Origin of the sequence: Streptomyces sp. NPDC058145, from assembly GCF_042884245.1 — a bacterium.
Lineage (GTDB): Bacteria > Actinomycetota > Actinomycetes > Streptomycetales > Streptomycetaceae > Streptomyces.
In genome coordinates, this window is record NZ_JBHVUH010000006.1 from 1 (window position 1) to 15,017 (window position 15,017).

Sequence of the window (15,017 nt, forward strand, 5' to 3'; positions counted from 1 at the left end):
ACGCCCGGTTACATTTCGAACCCGGAAGCTAAGCCTCACAGCGCCGATGGTACTGCAGGGGGGACCCTGTGGGAGAGTAGGACGCCGCCGAACAATCTTTGGGAAACCCCCGCATCGAAAGATGCGGGGGTTTTCTGCGTTCAGGACAGTATTGGGCCCCCGAGGGGACCGAGAATGCCTGTGGTTCAGAGTCGGCCGGCTGCCTTCAGGGCCAGGTAGGCGTCCGCCAGTGCCGGGGCCAGATCATCTGGCGTCTCGTCCACGACGGTCACGCCATGCCGGCGCAACTGCTCAGCCGTGCGCTGCCGTTCGGTCCCTGCCTGCGCCCCAGCAGCGGCCTCGTACACGGCCTCCGCATTCCCTCGGGCCTGCGCCATTCGCGCGATGTGAGGATCGGCGACAGCGGCCACCAGGACGGTGTGGCGTTGGGTGAGCTGTGGCAGCACGGGCAGCAGGCCCTGCTCCACGGGGGCGGTGTCGAGAGTCGTGAGCAGCACGATCAGAGAGCGGCGCGGGGCCGTACGCAGAGCCGTCGCCGTCAGACCGCGCGCGTCCGTTTCCACGAGTTCCGGTTCCAGCGTGGCCAACGCGTTGACCAGGGATGGCAGGACGTCACCGGCGGCGCGGCCCTGGACCCGGGCGCGGACCCGGCGGTCAAAGGCCAGTAGTTCAACACGGTCGCCGGCTCGGGAGGCGAGCGCCGCCAGGAGCAGCGCCGCGTCCATGGAGGCGTCCAGGCGCGGGGCGTCACCCACGCGCCCGGCCGACGTACGGCCGGTGTCGAGGACCAGGAGGATGTGACGGTCCCGCTCGGGTCGCCAGGTACGCACCGCGACCGTGGACTGCCGGGCGGTGGCACGCCAGTCGATTGAGCGGGTGTCGTCACCGGGGACGTACTCCCGCAGGCTGTCGAACTCGGTGCCCTCGCCGCGGGTCAGCACGCTCGTGCGGCCGTCGAGCTCGCGCAGTCGGGCGAGTTTGGACGGAAGGTGCTTGCGGCTGGTGAACGGGGGCAGGACTCGCACCGCCCAGGGCACCTGGTGCGTGCCCTGTCGGGAGAAGAGGCCGAGGGGTCCGTAGGAGCGGATCGTGACGCGGTCGGCCTGGCGGTCGCCGCGCCGTGTGGGACGCAGCCGGGTCGTCACGCGTCGGCGTTCGCCGGCCGGGACGGTGACGTGATGCCGTGAGCCCGCGACCTCGGTGCCGGGCTGCCAGCTACTGGGTGGCCATGCGTCCCGCAGATGTGCGCGCAGGGGGCGGCTGGTCGGGTTGGTGACGGTGAGGGTGACGTCGGCGGTCTCGCCCAGGCGTGTGGAGGTGTCGCCGGAGCGGGACAGGCCGAGGCGTCGTACGGGAGCCGCGAGGGCGAAGTCGCAGGCGCAGGCCAGCGCGAGGGAGCCGTTGACTGCGAGGATGCCCGTCCAGCCCGGCTCCAGGATGCCGATGGGAATCGAGCCGAGGGCCGCCAGGAGGGCGGCGCGTCCGGTGAGTGCCATCAGCGGGGGACCGGGGCGTGGGCCAGGATGGCGTTGATGACGGAGTCGGCGGTCACGCCTTCCATCTCGGCCTCGGGCCGGAGCTGGATCCGGTGGCGCAGGGTGGGCAGGGCGAGAGCCTTGACGTCGTCGGGGATGACGTAGTCACGGCCGGTCAGCCAGGCCCAGGCGCGTGAGGTGGCCAGGAGAGCGGTCGCGCCGCGCGGGGAGACGCCGAGGGTGAGGGAGGGCGACTCACGGGTGGCGCGGCAGATGTCCACCACGTAGGCGGTGATCTCGGGGGAGATGCTCGTCTTGGCGACCGCTGCGCGAGCCGCCTCCAGGTCGGCGGGGCCGGCGACCGGGCGTACGCCGGCGGCGCGCAGGTCGCGGGGGTTGAAGCCGGAGGCGTGGCGGGTCAGGACGTCGATCTCGTCCTGGCGGGAGGGCAGAGGGATGGTCAGCTTGAGGAGGAAGCGGTCCAGCTGGGCCTCGGGGAGGGGGTAGGTGCCCTCGTACTCCACCGGGTTCTGGGTCGCGGCGACGAGGAACGGCTCGGGGAGCGGGCGCGGTGTGCCGTCGACCGTCACCTGGCGTTCCTCCATGGCTTCCAGCAGGGAGGACTGGGTCTTGGGCGGGGTGCGGTTGATCTCGTCCGCGAGCAGCAGGTTCGTGAAGACCGGGCCGGGCTGGAAGGAGAACTCGGCGGTCCGCGTGTCGTAGACGAGGGAGCCGGTGATGTCGCTCGGCATCAGGTCAGGGGTGAACTGGACTCGCTTCGTGTCGAGTTCGAGGGCGGATGCGAGTGTGCGGACGAGCAACGTTTTGGCGACCCCAGGGACTCCTTCTAGGAGAACGTGTCCGCGGCAGAGGAGGGCGACGACGAGGCCGGTCACGGCGGGGTCCTGGCCGACCACGGCTTTGGCGATCTCGGCGCGCAGGGCTTCCAGGGAGGCTCGGGCCGCGTCCGGGTTCCGGGTGGTCCCGGCGTTGTCAGTGGTCGGGTCCATCATGAACGGCGAACCTCTCTTTCGAGGGCGTCGAGTTGGTCGGTGAGCGCGATGAGGGTCGCGTCGTCGCCGGGCGGCGGTCCGAAGAGGAGGGGGTGCAGGTTCTGCCCGTCGCCGTGGAGATGGGCGGACAGGGCGGGGAGCAGGGCTTCGGGCGCGTGTGCCTGGGCGGCGGGGACGCCGACGAGCGGGGCGAGACGCGCCCGGGTGGTGGTGCGAAGAGCCGCGGCCGCGCGATCGCGGGCGTTGGCATTGCGGTAGAGGCGGGCGCGGCCTTCGGCGGTCTCGGAGGCACGGATCGCGACAGGGAGTTCCTCGGGCACGAGCCGGCCGAACCGGCGTGCCCTCCAGAAGGCGGCGAGCACCGCGGCGATGAACAGCTGCAGGGTGCCCCAGAGCCAGCCGGACGGAAGCAGGTCGAGGAAGGTCTTCTGGTCGCCGGAGTCGGCGGTCGGGCCGTCGGAGAGCGAGGGGAGGTACCAGACCAGATGGGGACGGGAGCCGAGGAGCTGGAGGGCGAGCGAGGCGTTGCCCTGCTCGTCGAGGCGCTTGTTGTAGAGGATGTCGGGCGCACCGAGCACTACGGTGTCGCCGTCTCCGGAGGCCGCCGGGACGCGGAGCAGGGTGGCGAGGCGTTCGCTGGGGTAGCAGGAGTCGGCGTCGAGGTGGGTGGTGGTGTAGCGGATGCCGCCGGTGTCGGCGCTGCCCGCGCGCCGGGCTTCGGGAAGGGCGCAGCCGGGGGCGAGCGTCGAGCCCATGCTGGTGGCGGGGTCCGCGGTGACCCCGGGTACGAGGCGTTCGACGGACCAGCTTCCGGCCGCGACGAGGACGGTGCGTCCGCCGGAGGCCGCGGTGGCGGAGTGCAGTCTGGTCTGTTGCCGGTGGGTCAGCAGGTCGGGTACGGCGACCAGGAGCGTGGTGTTCGGTCCGGCCGCGGCGCGTGCCGCGCCGAGCGTGGTGACGACGCGCGTGGAGACGCCCCGGTCGGCGAGGAGTTCTGCGACGGCTCGGCTGCCGTAGGGGTCGGCCGAGCGCGGGTCGAGTGCGCCGTGCCGGGCCTGGGAGCGGACGGCGGCGATCGCCACGGCCGCGACCAGGAGGAGCACCACGGCGAGTGCGATGCCTCGCGAGCGGGTCCACAACTGGCGGGCGGTGGGCGATGCCGAGGTGGCCGGCAGCGTGGCCTCGGTGGTCATTCGGCGGCCCCCTGGCTGGTGCTGTGGGCCGTGCTGGTGGCGCTGTTCGCGAGGTCGGGCCGGCTGCGTTCCAGGTCGCGGTCGAGTTCGGCGATGCGCTGGTACGCCTGCTCGTCGGATCGGCGCCCGCCGTATGTGACGTCATCGAACTCCCGGGCGGCGGAACGCAGCCGGTCCGTGTGCGCGGGGAGGGTGCGGCCTGCCTCGGCGGCGGCTTCGTCGGCGGTGCGGCCGGGGCGCACGTCGAGCAGGGCCCGTTCCTCCAGGGAGCGGACGATGGCCCGCATGCGCTCCTGGACGGCGTGGTTCCAGTGGCCCTGGGCGGCATGGGCCTCGCTGGCCGCTCGGTGTTCGGCGGCGCTGCGGGGGCGGTCGTCGAACAGGGTGGCGGTGGAGACGGGCGGGCGGCGTGGGGTGCCCAGGCGCCACCACAGGGCGGCCAGGACGGCCACGACGGCCAGGACGACGACGAGAAGGCCGAGCGCGCCACCAGGCGTCGCGGACGCCGCGGTGTCCAGCAGATGGCCGACCCAATCCCAGAACGCGTTCAGGGCTCGCTGGATCAGGCCGGGGTCGTTCTCGTGGTACATCCGCTTCGACAGCTCGCGGCGCGCGGCTTCCCGCGCCGGGTCGCGCGGAATGGTGACCGGCGGTTCGTCGCCCGAGCCGCCGGCCGCCAAAACGCCGGTGCGGGCGGTGACGCCCAGCAGGCCGCGTACGGCCGATCCGGCGGGGCCCGGCAGGGCCGGGGCCGCCGTGAGAACTCCCCCCGTCAGGTTCACCGCATCAGCTCCCCGGTACGGGGCCGGGGGCGGGGGCGCCGGGGCCGTCTCCCTGGACACCGGCGGCGCGGGCCAGTTCGAGATCGAGGGCCTCGCGGCGGATGCGCTGGTCGATGTACAGCAGCACGGTGACGCCCGCGGTGATCGGCAGCGTGACCATGGCGCCGATCACCGAGCCGATGCCGCTGATGATCAGGAAGGTCCAGCCGGCGTTCTGGCCGCCGGTGGTGAAGAAGGTCGCCATGCCGCCGCCGCTGGCGGCACCGGCGATGAGCGCGAAGGGGATCACGACGAGCGACGAGACGATGTTGGCGATGACCCCGGCGAGCATCTGGATGCCCAGGACGCGCCACCAGGAGCCGCGGACCAGCTTCGCGGAGCGGCTCATCGACTTCACGATGCTCTGCCGCTCCAGCATCAGCGCGGGCGAGGCGAGGGAGAAGCGGACGGTCAGCCAGATCGCGACGACGAGGGCGGCCAGCATGCCGAGGACGAGCAGGGCGATACCGGCTGCCTCGTTCCCGCCGAGGGCGAGGACGAGGATGCCGGGCAGCGCGCCGCCGAACACCACGCCCACGGAGATGAGGCCGAGCAGGAGGAGCAGACCGAACAGCTTGGGCACCTGCGGGCGGGCGTCCCGCCAGGCCTCGCCGGTGCTGACCGGCTTGCCGAGGACGGCACGGCTGGTGACGGTCGTCAGCAGGGCGGTCGCGACGATGGAGCCGATGACGGAGATCACGGCCACGACGGAGGTACCGGCCATGAGCGTGCCGAGGGCCCGGAGTATCTCGCTTCCGGAGGCGCTCGGGTCGCTGAGGGAGTCGGTGGTCTCGCTGTCGTTCAGCAGGAAGCCCTGCAGCAGGATCAACCCGAGCTGGGTGACCACCGCGACCGTCAGCGAGATGCCGAGGACCGTGCGCCAGTGGGTGCGCATGGTGGAGACGGCGCCGTCGAGGATCTCGCCGACGCCGAGCGGGCGCAGCGGGATCACGCCGGGCTTGGCCGCGGGCGGGGGTCCGCCCCAGCCGCCGCCCCAGGCCCCGCCGTAGCCGCCGGGAGGGCCGCCGTAGGGGCCCCCTCCGGGGCCGCCGGGCCGACCGCCGCCCCAGCCCGTGCCGGGCGGCGGCGGGGCCTGGCCGGGGCTCGGGGCGCCCGTGGGCGCGGACCACTGGCCGGGTGGGGGCTGCTCGTTGGACCACTTCGCGCCTGGTGCCTGCGCGTCCGGGCCCGGCTGCTCGGCGGGGCCAGGGCGGTCGGCGGGCTCGGCGGGGCCGGACGCGCCGGGTTCCCGCCCGTCGGACGACGGGGCGGATCCGGGCGAGGCCCAGCCCGGAGTGTCAGTCATCGAAGCTCCTTCACGGTGCCCGTCCGCGGACGCGGCGGCAGGTTGGCAGACATCGTGCCATGGGGTGGTCATCGGATGACCGGCTGCGGTAGGCGCTGGACTCCTTCAATTGTCCGCCGGTTCCGGGGCAGACTGACCGCATGGCTGATCAGTACGCGCAATCCGGCGAGGACAAGCGGCCGGCCGAGATACCTGCGATCCGATGGGAGGAACCGCCCGAAGGCCCCGTGCTGGTCCTTCTCGACCAGACGAGGCTGCCGGCCGATGAAGTCGAGCTGGTGTGCACGGATGCGCCGGCGCTGGTGGAGGCGATCCGCTCGCTCGCCGTGCGCGGGGCCCCGCTGCTCGGGATCGCCGGGGCGTACGGCGTCGCGCTCGCCGCCGCGCGGGGCTTCGACGTCGAGGAGGCCGCGGCGGCGCTCGAGAGCGCCCGGCCCACCGCCGTGAACCTTTCCCTCGGGGTGCACAGGGCGGCGTCCGCTCATCGTACGGCGCTCGCCAGTACCGGTGACCCGACGGCGGCGGCGACGGCGGCACTGGCCGCGGCGCGAACCGTGCATCAGGAGGACGCCGAGGCCAGCGGGCGGATGGCGGTCCACGGGCTGGCGCTGCTGGACGAGCTGCTGCCGGGCGGCGGGCACCGCATCCTGACCCACTGCAACACCGGGTCACTGGTCTCGGGCGGGGAGGGGACGGCGTTCGCGGTGGCCCTCGCCGCGCACCGGGTCGGGCGGCTGCGCAGGCTGTGGGTGGACGAGACGCGTCCGCTGCTGCAGGGCGCGCGCCTGACGGCGTACGAGGCGGCGCGGCGCGGTATGGCGTACACCCTGCTCACCGACAACGCGGCCGGGTCGCTGTTCGCGGCGGGTGAGGTGGACGCGGTGCTGATCGGCGCGGACCGGATCGCGGCCGACGGATCGGTGGCGAACAAGGTGGGGAGCTATCCGCTCGCGGTGCTCGCCCGGTACCACCATGTGCCCTTCATCGTGGTGGCGCCGGTGACGACGGTGGATCCCGGCACTCCTGACGGGGCGTCCATCGAGGTCGAGCAGCGCCCAGGGTACGAGGTGACCGATGTCCTGGCCCCTCAGATGCCGGTGACGGGAGTCGGTGGCGGAATCGCGGTGGCGCCCCTGGGGACCCAGGCGTACAACCCGGCGTTCGACGTGACGCCGCCCGAGCTGGTGACGGCGATCGTCACCGAGGAGGGGGCGGTCTCACCCGTGACGGCCGAGGGGCTCGCGGAACTGTGCGCCCGGTCCCGTCAGGTGACGCCCGGCTGAGGGACGAGGCGACCGACGGTGGCGGCCTCTCCGCCCTGCGGCGAGGCGTGGGCGAGGCGGCCGTGACAGGCCCGGATTCGAAGTGGCCGGGCCGCGTCGCCGCCGGGTGAGTGGGCTCAGCAGTCCACGCCGTCGCGCAGGATCTGCCGGGCGACCCGACGTCGTGCGTCGGCACTCGTTCGCCCCATGGCCACTCCCAAAGGCCACCTGTGCATGACACGTCGAAGTGGATCACGCCGGGGCGTTCCGGCAAAGATTTCGAGCGTGAGAAGGCAAGGGAGGGCCCGGCAGCGGTGTGATCGGCAAGCCCCGCGGAGCCGGGGGCAGACAGTGACGGCTCCGTACGACTATCGTCACAGGCCAGTGAGCTGTCTCACCTGCGCCTCTGTCGTCGTTACGAGAATGGGATGATGTCGTTTATGAAGGGACGAGTCCTTGTCGTCGACGACGACACCGCACTGGCCGAGATGCTCGGCATTGTGCTGCGTGGTGAAGGTTTTGAGCCGTCTTTCGTAGCCGACGGCGACAAGGCGCTGGCCGCTTTCCGGGAGTCCAAGCCCGACCTGGTGCTGCTCGACCTGATGCTGCCCGGCCGGGACGGCATCGAGGTGTGCCGGCTGATCCGGGCCGAGTCCGGGGTGCCGATCGTGATGCTCACCGCCAAGAGCGACACCGTCGATGTCGTCGTGGGCCTGGAGTCGGGCGCCGACGACTACATCGTGAAGCCGTTCAAGCCGAAGGAACTGGTGGCCCGTATCCGGGCGCGGCTGCGGAGGTCGGAGGAACCGACGCCGGAGCAGCTCACCATCGGTGACCTGGTGATCGACGTGGCCGGGCACTCGGTGAAGCGGGACGGGCAGTCGATCGCGCTGACCCCGCTCGAGTTCGATCTGCTGGTCGCGCTCGCCCGCAAGCCGTGGCAGGTGTTCACCCGTGAGGTGCTGCTCGAGCAGGTGTGGGGCTACCGGCACGCCGCGGACACGCGGCTCGTCAACGTGCATGTCCAGCGGCTGCGCTCCAAGGTCGAGAAGGACCCGGAGCGGCCGGAGATCGTGGTGACCGTCCGTGGTGTCGGATACAAGGCCGGACCGAGCTGACATGTCCGGGGACAGTGCCGCTTCGGCCCCCGGCCGGTCCGGGGCCCGTCCGGAGCGGCCTGTCGGCCGCAGGACGGCGGGTTCGCGCTGGGGACGCCTCTTCGAGGGCGGGCTGCTGCAGGGCGGGGTCCAGGGCAGCCCCGTCCTCCGTCTGTTCATGCGCTGGGTGCGACGTCCGCTGCTGCCCGTCATGCGGCTGTGGCGGCGCAACATCCAGCTCAGGGTCGTCGCCACGACCCTGCTGATGTCGCTGGGCGTCGTCCTGCTGCTGGGCTTCGTCGTCATCGGGCAGGTGCGCAACGGTCTGCTGGACGCAAAGGTCAAGGCGTCGCAGAGCCAGGCCACCGGCGGCTTCGCCGTGGCCAAGCAGAAGTCCGACGAGGCCGTCGGCGGCACGGGCACGGCCCCGGTGTCCGGTGACGACACCGCCGACGGACGGCAGTCGCAGAACGTCATCCAGTGGATGAGCGACCTCGTCGAGTCACTGTCCAGCGGCGGCGCCGGCGCGTTCGACGTCGTGACGCTGCCCGTGGGTGACGACAGCGGGGGCGGGCGCAGCCCGCGCGGCTCCGGGAACGTCAACCCGTCCTCCAGCGTGCCCGCCGACCTGCGCGACCGCGTCAACAGCAGTACGACGGCCGCCCAGAGCTACACCCGGATCGTCTACTCCAACGCCAAGGAGTCCCAGCCGGCGCTGGTCATCGGCAAGCAGGTCAACGATCCCAACGGCCACCCCTACGAGCTGTACTACCTCTTCCCGCTCACGCAGGAGGAGAAGTCCCTGAGCCTGGTCAAGGGCACGCTCGCGACCGCGGGACTCTTCGTCGTCGTACTCCTCGGGGCGATCGCCTGGCTGGTGGTGCGGCAGGTGGTCACGCCGGTGCGGATGGCGGCCGGGATCGCGGAACGGCTGTCCGCCGGGCGGCTGCAGGAGCGGATGAAGGTCACCGGCGAGGACGACATCGCCCGCCTGGGCGAGGCCTTCAACAAGATGGCGCAGAACCTGCAGATGAAGATCCAGCAGATGGAGGACCTGTCGCGGATGCAGCGGCGGTTCGTCTCCGACGTCTCGCACGAGCTGCGCACACCGCTGACCACCGTGCGGATGGCCGCCGACGTCATCCACGAGGCGCGGGAGGACTTCGATCCGGTGACCGCCCGGTCGGCCGAGCTGCTCGCCGACCAGCTCGACCGGTTCGAGTCGCTGCTCGCGGACCTGCTGGAGATCAGCCGCTTCGACGCGGGCGCGGCGGCGCTTGAGGCCGAGCCGATAGACCTGCGGGTCGTGGTGCGCCGGGTGGTCGGCGGGGCCGAGCCGCTCGCCGAGCGCAAGGGCACCCGCATCCGCGTGCTCGGCGACCAGCAGCCCGTCGTCGCCGAGGCCGACGCCCGGCGGGTGGAGCGCGTCCTGCGCAACCTCGTGGTCAACGCCGTCGAGCACGGCGAGGGCAAGGACGTCGTCGTCAGGCTCGCCGCCGCGGGCGGCGCGGTCGCCGTCGCGGTGCGCGACTACGGCGTGGGCCTCAAGCCGGGTGAGGCGACCCGGGTCTTCAGCCGTTTCTGGCGGGCCGACCCGGCACGCGCGCGTACCACCGGCGGTTCCGGCCTCGGCCTGTCGATCGCCCTGGAGGACGCCCGTCTGCACGGCGGCTGGCTGCAGGCCTGGGGCGAGCCGGGCGGCGGCTCCCAGTTCCGGCTGACCCTGCCGCGGACCGCGGACGAACCCCTGCGGGGCTCGCCGATACCGCTGGAGCCGAAGGACTCGCGGCGCAACCGCGGACTCGACGACGCGGGCCTGTCCCGCGGGAGCGAGGAGAAGCGGGCGACCGTTCCGGTGCAGCCGGGCGGCGGCCAGGTACCGCCGCTGCCCGCGCGTGCCTCGCGTCTTGCCACGGTGACGCCCGCCGTCGACCCGAGCGCGCTGCCCGGCAACGGCAACGGCGCGCGTGTGGTGCCCCGGCCGGCCGGCGGCGCACGGCGTCCCGAGGACAGGCGTGGCCCGCAGCAGGCGGCCGACACAGACGCGGGCCGTCCGGAACAGGCCGGACCCGAGGACGCGACCGAGCCAGGGGAGGCATTTCGTGGGCGATGACCGCGAGGGGGGCGCCCGGCACCGGCCGGGACGCGCGGTGGCCTACGCAGTCTGCGGGGCCGTTCTGCTGTCCGGATGCGCGTCGATGCCAGACAGCGGGGATCTGCGGGACGTCGAGTCCACGCCGCGGCAGGACACCGGCGTGCGCGTGTTCGCCATGCCGCCCGCCGAGGACGCCGAGCCCAGCGAGATCATGCAGGGCTTTCTCGAGGCGCTGACCAGCGACGATCCGGAGTACGACACCGCACGCAAGTATCTGACGGCCGACGCCGCGCGCACCTGGCGGCCGGAGCGGTCGGCCACGGTCCTGGCGAACGGGCCGAGCGTCGTGCCCGACCACCAGCCGGCCGGCCGGGAGGCGGCCGACACGCTCACCTACGTCCTCGCGGGCACCCGGGTCGCCACCGTCGACGCACAGCAGGCCTACGCGCCTGCCGACGGGTCCTACCGCAACCGGGTGCACCTCGCCAAGGACGCGAAGAGCGGGCAGTGGCGCATCGACTCGCTGCCCCAGGGCGTCGTCATGGGCAAGACGGACTTCCAGCGCAACTACACGTCGGTCAGCAAGTACTACTTCGCCTCCACCACGACGGTCAGGACGACCGGGCAGCCGGTCGCGGTCGCCGACCCGGTGTTCGTCCGGAGCAAGGTGGACCCGATGACCCAGATGGTCCGGTCCCTGCTGGCCGGGCCCACCAGCTGGCTCGGGCCGGTGGTCAGGTCCAGCTTCCCGACCGGTACGGCCCTGCGGAAGGGCGTGTCGGGGCTCGCGCCGGACGACCAGAACAGGTTGACGGTGCCGCTGAACGCCAAGGTCTCCCGGATCGGGTCCGCCCGGTGCACGGAGATGGCGACCCAGTTGCTCTTCACACTGCGGAACCTGACGCCGACGCTCGAGTCGGTCGAACTGCAGGGGCCCGACGGGCATCGGCTGTGCGACCTGGCCGAGGAGGAGGCCGAGTCGGCCGCCTGGCACGCCTCGACACAGCGCCCCGACAACCTGTACTTCCTCGACGGCAAGCACCGGCTGGTGCGGCTGCCGACCGGGAGCACCGGGACCGGCGGCGTCCCGGTGCCGGGCCCGCTGGGACAGGGTGAGCGGCAGATGCGGTCGGTGGCCGTCTCGCGGGACGAGCACACCGTCGCGGGGATCGGCGCCGACGGCAGGAACCTGTACGTGACCTCGCTGGAGCCGGACGGTTCGCTCGGGGACCCGGTGGTCAGCAGCCAGGGGGCGGGTGCGGACGATCGACTCACCACGCCGAGCTGGGACGCCGGCGGCGACCTGTGGGTGGCCGACCGCGACCCGCGCGATCCCAAGCTGTACGTCGTGGAGCAGGGCGTCGGAAAACCGGTCCGGGTCACCGTCCCCGAGCTGCCCGGACACATCAGGGAGGTGCGCGTGGCCGCCGACGGGGCGCGGGTCGCGCTGGTCGTGGAGAAGGACGGCAAGCAGTCGCTGCTCATCGGCCGGATCGCGCGCGACGAGGACTCCGGGGAACGTCCCGCGGTCGTCGAACTGCGTTCCGCCGCGCCCGATCTGGAGCAGATCACCGCCATGTCCTGGGCGGGGGAAAGCCGGCTGGTCGCCGTCGGCCTGGAACAGGGCGGTGTGCACCAGATGCGGTACGTGCAGGTCGACGGCTCCGCTCTGGACGGTCCGGCGCCGGCCGCCCTGTCCGGCGTGATGGCGATCGCCGCGTCCGAGGACGAGCGGGTGCCGCTGGTGGCCTACTCGGAGGACGACGGGGTCGTGCGGCTGCCGTCGGGGGCGCAGTGGCAGAAGGTGGACAAGGACGGGACGGCACCGGTCTACCCGGGCTGACCCGGGCCGACCCGGCTTGTCCACAGGGCGTTGTCCACAGGGGTGGCAGACCGTCCCGGACCTCGGCACAGTGGTGCGCATGCGGGGGTGGTGGCGGGACCTCACCGACCTGGTGCTGCCGACCGAGTGCGCGGGCTGCGGGGCACCTCGTACGGCGCTGTGCGCGCGCTGCCGAACCGTTCTGCGGGCAACGCCGCCACGCCGGGTGCGGCCGCTGCCGGAGCCGCCCGGGCTGCCGGTGGTGCACGCGGCGGCCCCCTATGGGGGAGCGGTACGGGAGTTGCTCCTCGCCCACAAGGAGCGGGGCGCGCTCGCGCTCGCGGGAGTCCTGGGCGCCGCCCTGGCGGGAGCCGTGCGCGCGGGTCTCGGACCGGTCGGCCCCGGTGCCGGGCCGCCGGTACGACGTGGGCCGGCGACCGTGCTGCTCGTGCCCGTGCCCTCCGCCCGATGGGCGGTACGGGCACGCGGGCACGATCCGGTGCGGCGGATGGCGCTCGCGGCGGCCGGGGAGCTGCGGCGCACCGGGACACCGGCCCGGGTCGCCGCCGTGCTGCGGCAGCGGCGGGTGGTGGCGGACCAGGCGGGACTCGACGCGCGCCGGCGCCTGGAGAACCTCGCGGGCGCACTGGAGGTGACGGCGGGCGGGGCGCGGCTGCTGGCCGGAGGCCTGGTGGTGCTCGTCGACGACCTGATCACGACCGGAGCGAGCCTCACCGAGGCGGCGCGGGCCCTGCGGGAGGTGGCCGTAATCCACCGCGATGGCGCAACCGCTGTGTACGCGGCCGCAACCCGGGAAGGTAGGGAGGAACGACGGATCGAAGCACGACCGGAGAAGGAGCAGTGGGTGCATGGTGCACCGGAAAATGCGGCACGGAACGCCGTCGGAGAGACGCTCCGCGCAGCCGTGATCGCCGCTCCTCGGGATTCTTTCGGAATAAGCAGGAACTGACCGCGAAGTTGCATCGTTGCAGGTAGTAACGGGGTTAATTCACCTGAACGGAGGTACGCCGCAGTAGAGGGTGACGACATCCGTCCGGGCGAGATATGTTCGGTTGTGAGGAAAGGCGCAGGCCACACCCCTTCAATCGGAATGCCGTGCAGCGGGTTTTCCGCATTGACCCGCGCCGGTGGGGTGGAGATCTTGCCCATGGGGGAGGAGGAGGTGGAAGTCACCGAGTCCGAGGTTCCGGTGCTCACCGGGACCTGGTGCAAAAGGGAGTTGCTCCGCCGATGGAGCGGAGCGATCCGGGAACGGAGTTCTGCGTGGACATCGTCGTCAAGGGCCGCAAGACCGAGGTGCCCGAGCGGTTCCGCAAGCACGTGGCCGAGAAGCTGAAGCTGGAGAAGATCCAGAAGCTCGATGGCAAGGTGATCAGCCTCGACGTCGAGGTGTCCAAGGAGCCCAACCCTCGTCAGGCCGACCGCTGCGACCGAGTGGAGATCACCCTCCGCTCCCGCGGCCCGGTGATCCGGGCGGAGGCAGCGGCCAGTGACCCGTATGCGGCACTCGATCTGGCGGCGGAGAAACTGGACGCGAGGCTGCGCAAGCAGCACGACAAGCGGTTCTCGCGCCGTGGCGCACGCCGGATCCCGGCGGCCGAGGTCGCCGACCACGTCCCCGGCGCGGCGACGCTCAACGGCAACGGTATGCCCGTCCATGAGGAAGACACGGACGCAGTGCCGACGAAGAAGATCGGCTCGCTCGAGGTCAAGGGCGAAGGCCCCCTCGTCGTCCGCGAGAAGACCCACGTCGCCTCCCCGATGAGCCTCGACCAGGCTCTCTACGAGATGGAACTGGTCGGCCACGACTTCTACTTGTTCGTCGACTCCGAGACGAAGGAGCCGAGCGTCGTCTACCGGCGACACGCCTACGACTACGGCGTCATCCACCTCAGCACGGACCCGATGGTGGCTGAGGCGCAGCCGCCCGCGGCGGGCGGCACGCTGGGTGGCTGATCCACCCGGCCCAAGCTGAGCCGGTGCCCCTGGAAGCGCGTGTGCGCCCCCAGGGGCACCGGTGTGCGCCCACTTGACGCCCCGCTCGTCACCTCGGTGACGTCCGGGCATGGAATCATGGCCGCACCGGCCCAACCGGTGGGCCGCTGCCTTGGGTTGGCGATGGCACAGGACCACAGGCCACAGCCTTCAGGGGGAGGAACGATGGCGGACACCTTCGGACCGATGCGAGACGCGGACGCCCACGACGGTGTCATCGGAACGGACCAGGACACGGACGCTCCACGCAAGGAACCGATCAGAGTCCTGGTGGTGGACGACCACGCCCTCTTCCGCCGTGGCCTGGAGATCGTGCTCGCGGCCGAGGAGGACATCCAGGTCGTCGGTGAGGCGGGCGACGGCGCCGAGGCCGTGGACAAGGCCGCGGATCTGCTGCCCGACATCGTGCTGATGGACGTGCGGATGCCCAAGCGCGGCGGGATCGAGGCCTGCACCTCCATCAAGGAGGTCGCTCCCAGCGCGAAGATCATCATGCTGACGATCAGCGACGAGGAGGCCGACCTCTACGAAGCGATCAAGGCGGGCGCGACCGGATATCTCCTCAAGGAGATCTCGACGGACGAGGTGGCCACCGCCATCCGCGCGGTGGCCGACGGGCAGTCGCAGATCAGCCCGTCCATGGCCTCCAAACTCCTCACCGAGTTCAAGTCGATGATCCAGCGCACCGACGAACGCCGGCTGGTGCCGGCGCCGCGGCTGACCGATCGTGAGCTGGAGGTCCTCAAGCTCGTCGCCACCGGGATGAACAACCGCGACATCGCCAAGGAGCTGTTCATCTCCGAGAACACCGTGAAGAACCACGTGCGCAACATCCTGGAGAAGCTGCAGTTGCACTCCCGGATGGAAGCGGTGGTCTACGCGATGCGGGAGAAGATCCTCGAGATCCGCTAGGCGGC

General features: G+C 72.0%; 12 protein-coding genes and 1 rRNA gene. 8 read left to right on the forward strand and 5 right to left on the reverse strand.

Annotated elements, in window-relative coordinates; translation table 11 throughout:
* Positions 1-93, forward strand: a 5S ribosomal RNA gene (gene rrf, locus ACFVVO_RS14785); the annotation flags it as partial.
* 92 nt (positions 94-185) lie between these two features.
* Here rrf and ACFVVO_RS14790 read toward each other — a convergent pair.
* From ACFVVO_RS14790 to ACFVVO_RS14810, 5 genes are read right to left on the reverse strand one after another with little or no spacing between them, the layout of a single operon-like run.
* Positions 186-1,496, reverse strand: coding sequence for a DUF58 domain-containing protein (locus tag ACFVVO_RS14790; protein ID WP_390054924.1), 1,311 nt, complete (start codon positions 1,494-1,496; stop codon positions 186-188).
* The gene (locus ACFVVO_RS14795) at positions 1,496-2,485 is read right to left on the reverse strand and encodes an AAA family ATPase (protein ID WP_390055576.1); all 990 of its coding nucleotides are present in this window, start codon (positions 2,483-2,485) and stop codon (positions 1,496-1,498) included. Before ACFVVO_RS14795 ends, ACFVVO_RS14790 begins: the two co-directional genes overlap by 1 nt.
* Entirely contained in the window at positions 2,485-3,681 is a 1,197-nt protein-coding gene (locus tag ACFVVO_RS14800; RefSeq protein ID WP_390054926.1) for a DUF4350 domain-containing protein, read from the reverse strand. The genes ACFVVO_RS14795 and ACFVVO_RS14800 overlap by 1 nt, the downstream gene beginning before the upstream one ends.
* The gene (locus ACFVVO_RS14805; protein ID WP_390054928.1) at positions 3,678-4,463 is read right to left on the reverse strand and encodes a DUF4129 domain-containing protein; all 786 of its coding nucleotides are present in this window, start codon (positions 4,461-4,463) and stop codon (positions 3,678-3,680) included. Before ACFVVO_RS14805 ends, ACFVVO_RS14800 begins: the two co-directional genes overlap by 4 nt.
* Positions 4,464-4,467: 4 nt before the next feature.
* On the reverse strand, positions 4,468-5,808 hold the full coding sequence (locus ACFVVO_RS14810) for a hypothetical protein (protein ID WP_390054930.1): 1,341 nt from the start codon (positions 5,806-5,808) through the stop codon (positions 4,468-4,470).
* A 140-nt stretch (positions 5,809-5,948) separates the two neighbouring features.
* On the opposite strand from ACFVVO_RS14810, the gene mtnA reads away from it, so the two are divergent.
* The 7 genes from mtnA (at position 5,949) to ACFVVO_RS14845 (ending at position 15,012) form a co-directional block, all read left to right on the forward strand.
* A complete protein-coding gene (gene mtnA, locus ACFVVO_RS14815) occupies positions 5,949-7,091 on the forward strand; it encodes an S-methyl-5-thioribose-1-phosphate isomerase (protein ID WP_390054932.1) in 1,143 nt (380 codons plus the stop codon).
* A 407-nt stretch (positions 7,092-7,498) separates the two neighbouring features.
* A complete protein-coding gene (gene mtrA, locus ACFVVO_RS14820; RefSeq protein ID WP_390054934.1) occupies positions 7,499-8,188 on the forward strand; it encodes a two-component system response regulator MtrA in 690 nt (229 codons plus the stop codon).
* A gap of 1 nt (position 8,189) precedes the next feature.
* Positions 8,190-10,280, forward strand: a complete 2,091-nt coding sequence (gene mtrB / locus ACFVVO_RS14825; RefSeq protein WP_390054936.1) for an MtrAB system histidine kinase MtrB — start codon at positions 8,190-8,192, stop codon at positions 10,278-10,280.
* Entirely contained in the window at positions 10,270-12,105 is a 1,836-nt protein-coding gene (locus ACFVVO_RS14830) for an LpqB family beta-propeller domain-containing protein (protein WP_390054938.1), read from the forward strand. The genes mtrB and ACFVVO_RS14830 overlap by 11 nt, the downstream gene beginning before the upstream one ends.
* Positions 12,106-12,184: 79 nt before the next feature.
* The gene (locus ACFVVO_RS14835) at positions 12,185-13,054 is read left to right on the forward strand and encodes a ComF family protein (RefSeq protein ID WP_390054940.1); all 870 of its coding nucleotides are present in this window, start codon (positions 12,185-12,187) and stop codon (positions 13,052-13,054) included.
* Positions 13,055-13,368: 314 nt separating this feature from the next.
* Complete coding sequence (gene hpf / locus ACFVVO_RS14840; protein ID WP_390055578.1) at positions 13,369-14,061, forward strand: ribosome hibernation-promoting factor, HPF/YfiA family; 693 nt, start codon at positions 13,369-13,371, stop codon at positions 14,059-14,061.
* A 204-nt stretch (positions 14,062-14,265) separates the two neighbouring features.
* Positions 14,266-15,012: a response regulator gene (locus ACFVVO_RS14845; RefSeq protein WP_390054941.1), complete on the forward strand. Its 747-nt coding sequence runs from the start codon at positions 14,266-14,268 to the stop codon at positions 15,010-15,012.
* Positions 15,013-15,017 lie beyond the last annotated feature (5 nt).

Bases quoted from the DNA above. Each gene is read 5' to 3' on its own strand.
- mtnA (WP_390054932.1), top strand. From the start codon at position 5,949: ATGGCTGATCAGTACGCGCAATCCGGCGAGGACAAGCGGCCGGCCGAG.
- ACFVVO_RS14800 (WP_390054926.1), bottom strand. From the start codon at position 3,681: ATGACCACCGAGGCCACGCTGCCGGCCACCTCGGCATCGCCCACCGCC.
- ACFVVO_RS14845 (WP_390054941.1), top strand. From the start codon at position 14,266: ATGGCGGACACCTTCGGACCGATGCGAGACGCGGACGCCCACGACGGT.
- ACFVVO_RS14835 (WP_390054940.1), top strand. From the start codon at position 12,185: ATGCGGGGGTGGTGGCGGGACCTCACCGACCTGGTGCTGCCGACCGAG.
- ACFVVO_RS14810 (WP_390054930.1), bottom strand. From the start codon at position 5,808: ATGACTGACACTCCGGGCTGGGCCTCGCCCGGATCCGCCCCGTCGTCC.
- ACFVVO_RS14790 (WP_390054924.1), bottom strand. From the start codon at position 1,496: ATGGCACTCACCGGACGCGCCGCCCTCCTGGCGGCCCTCGGCTCGATT.
- mtrA (WP_390054934.1), top strand. From the start codon at position 7,499: ATGATGTCGTTTATGAAGGGACGAGTCCTTGTCGTCGACGACGACACC.
- ACFVVO_RS14795 (WP_390055576.1), bottom strand. From the start codon at position 2,485: ATGGACCCGACCACTGACAACGCCGGGACCACCCGGAACCCGGACGCG.
- mtrB (WP_390054936.1), top strand. From the start codon at position 8,190: ATGTCCGGGGACAGTGCCGCTTCGGCCCCCGGCCGGTCCGGGGCCCGT.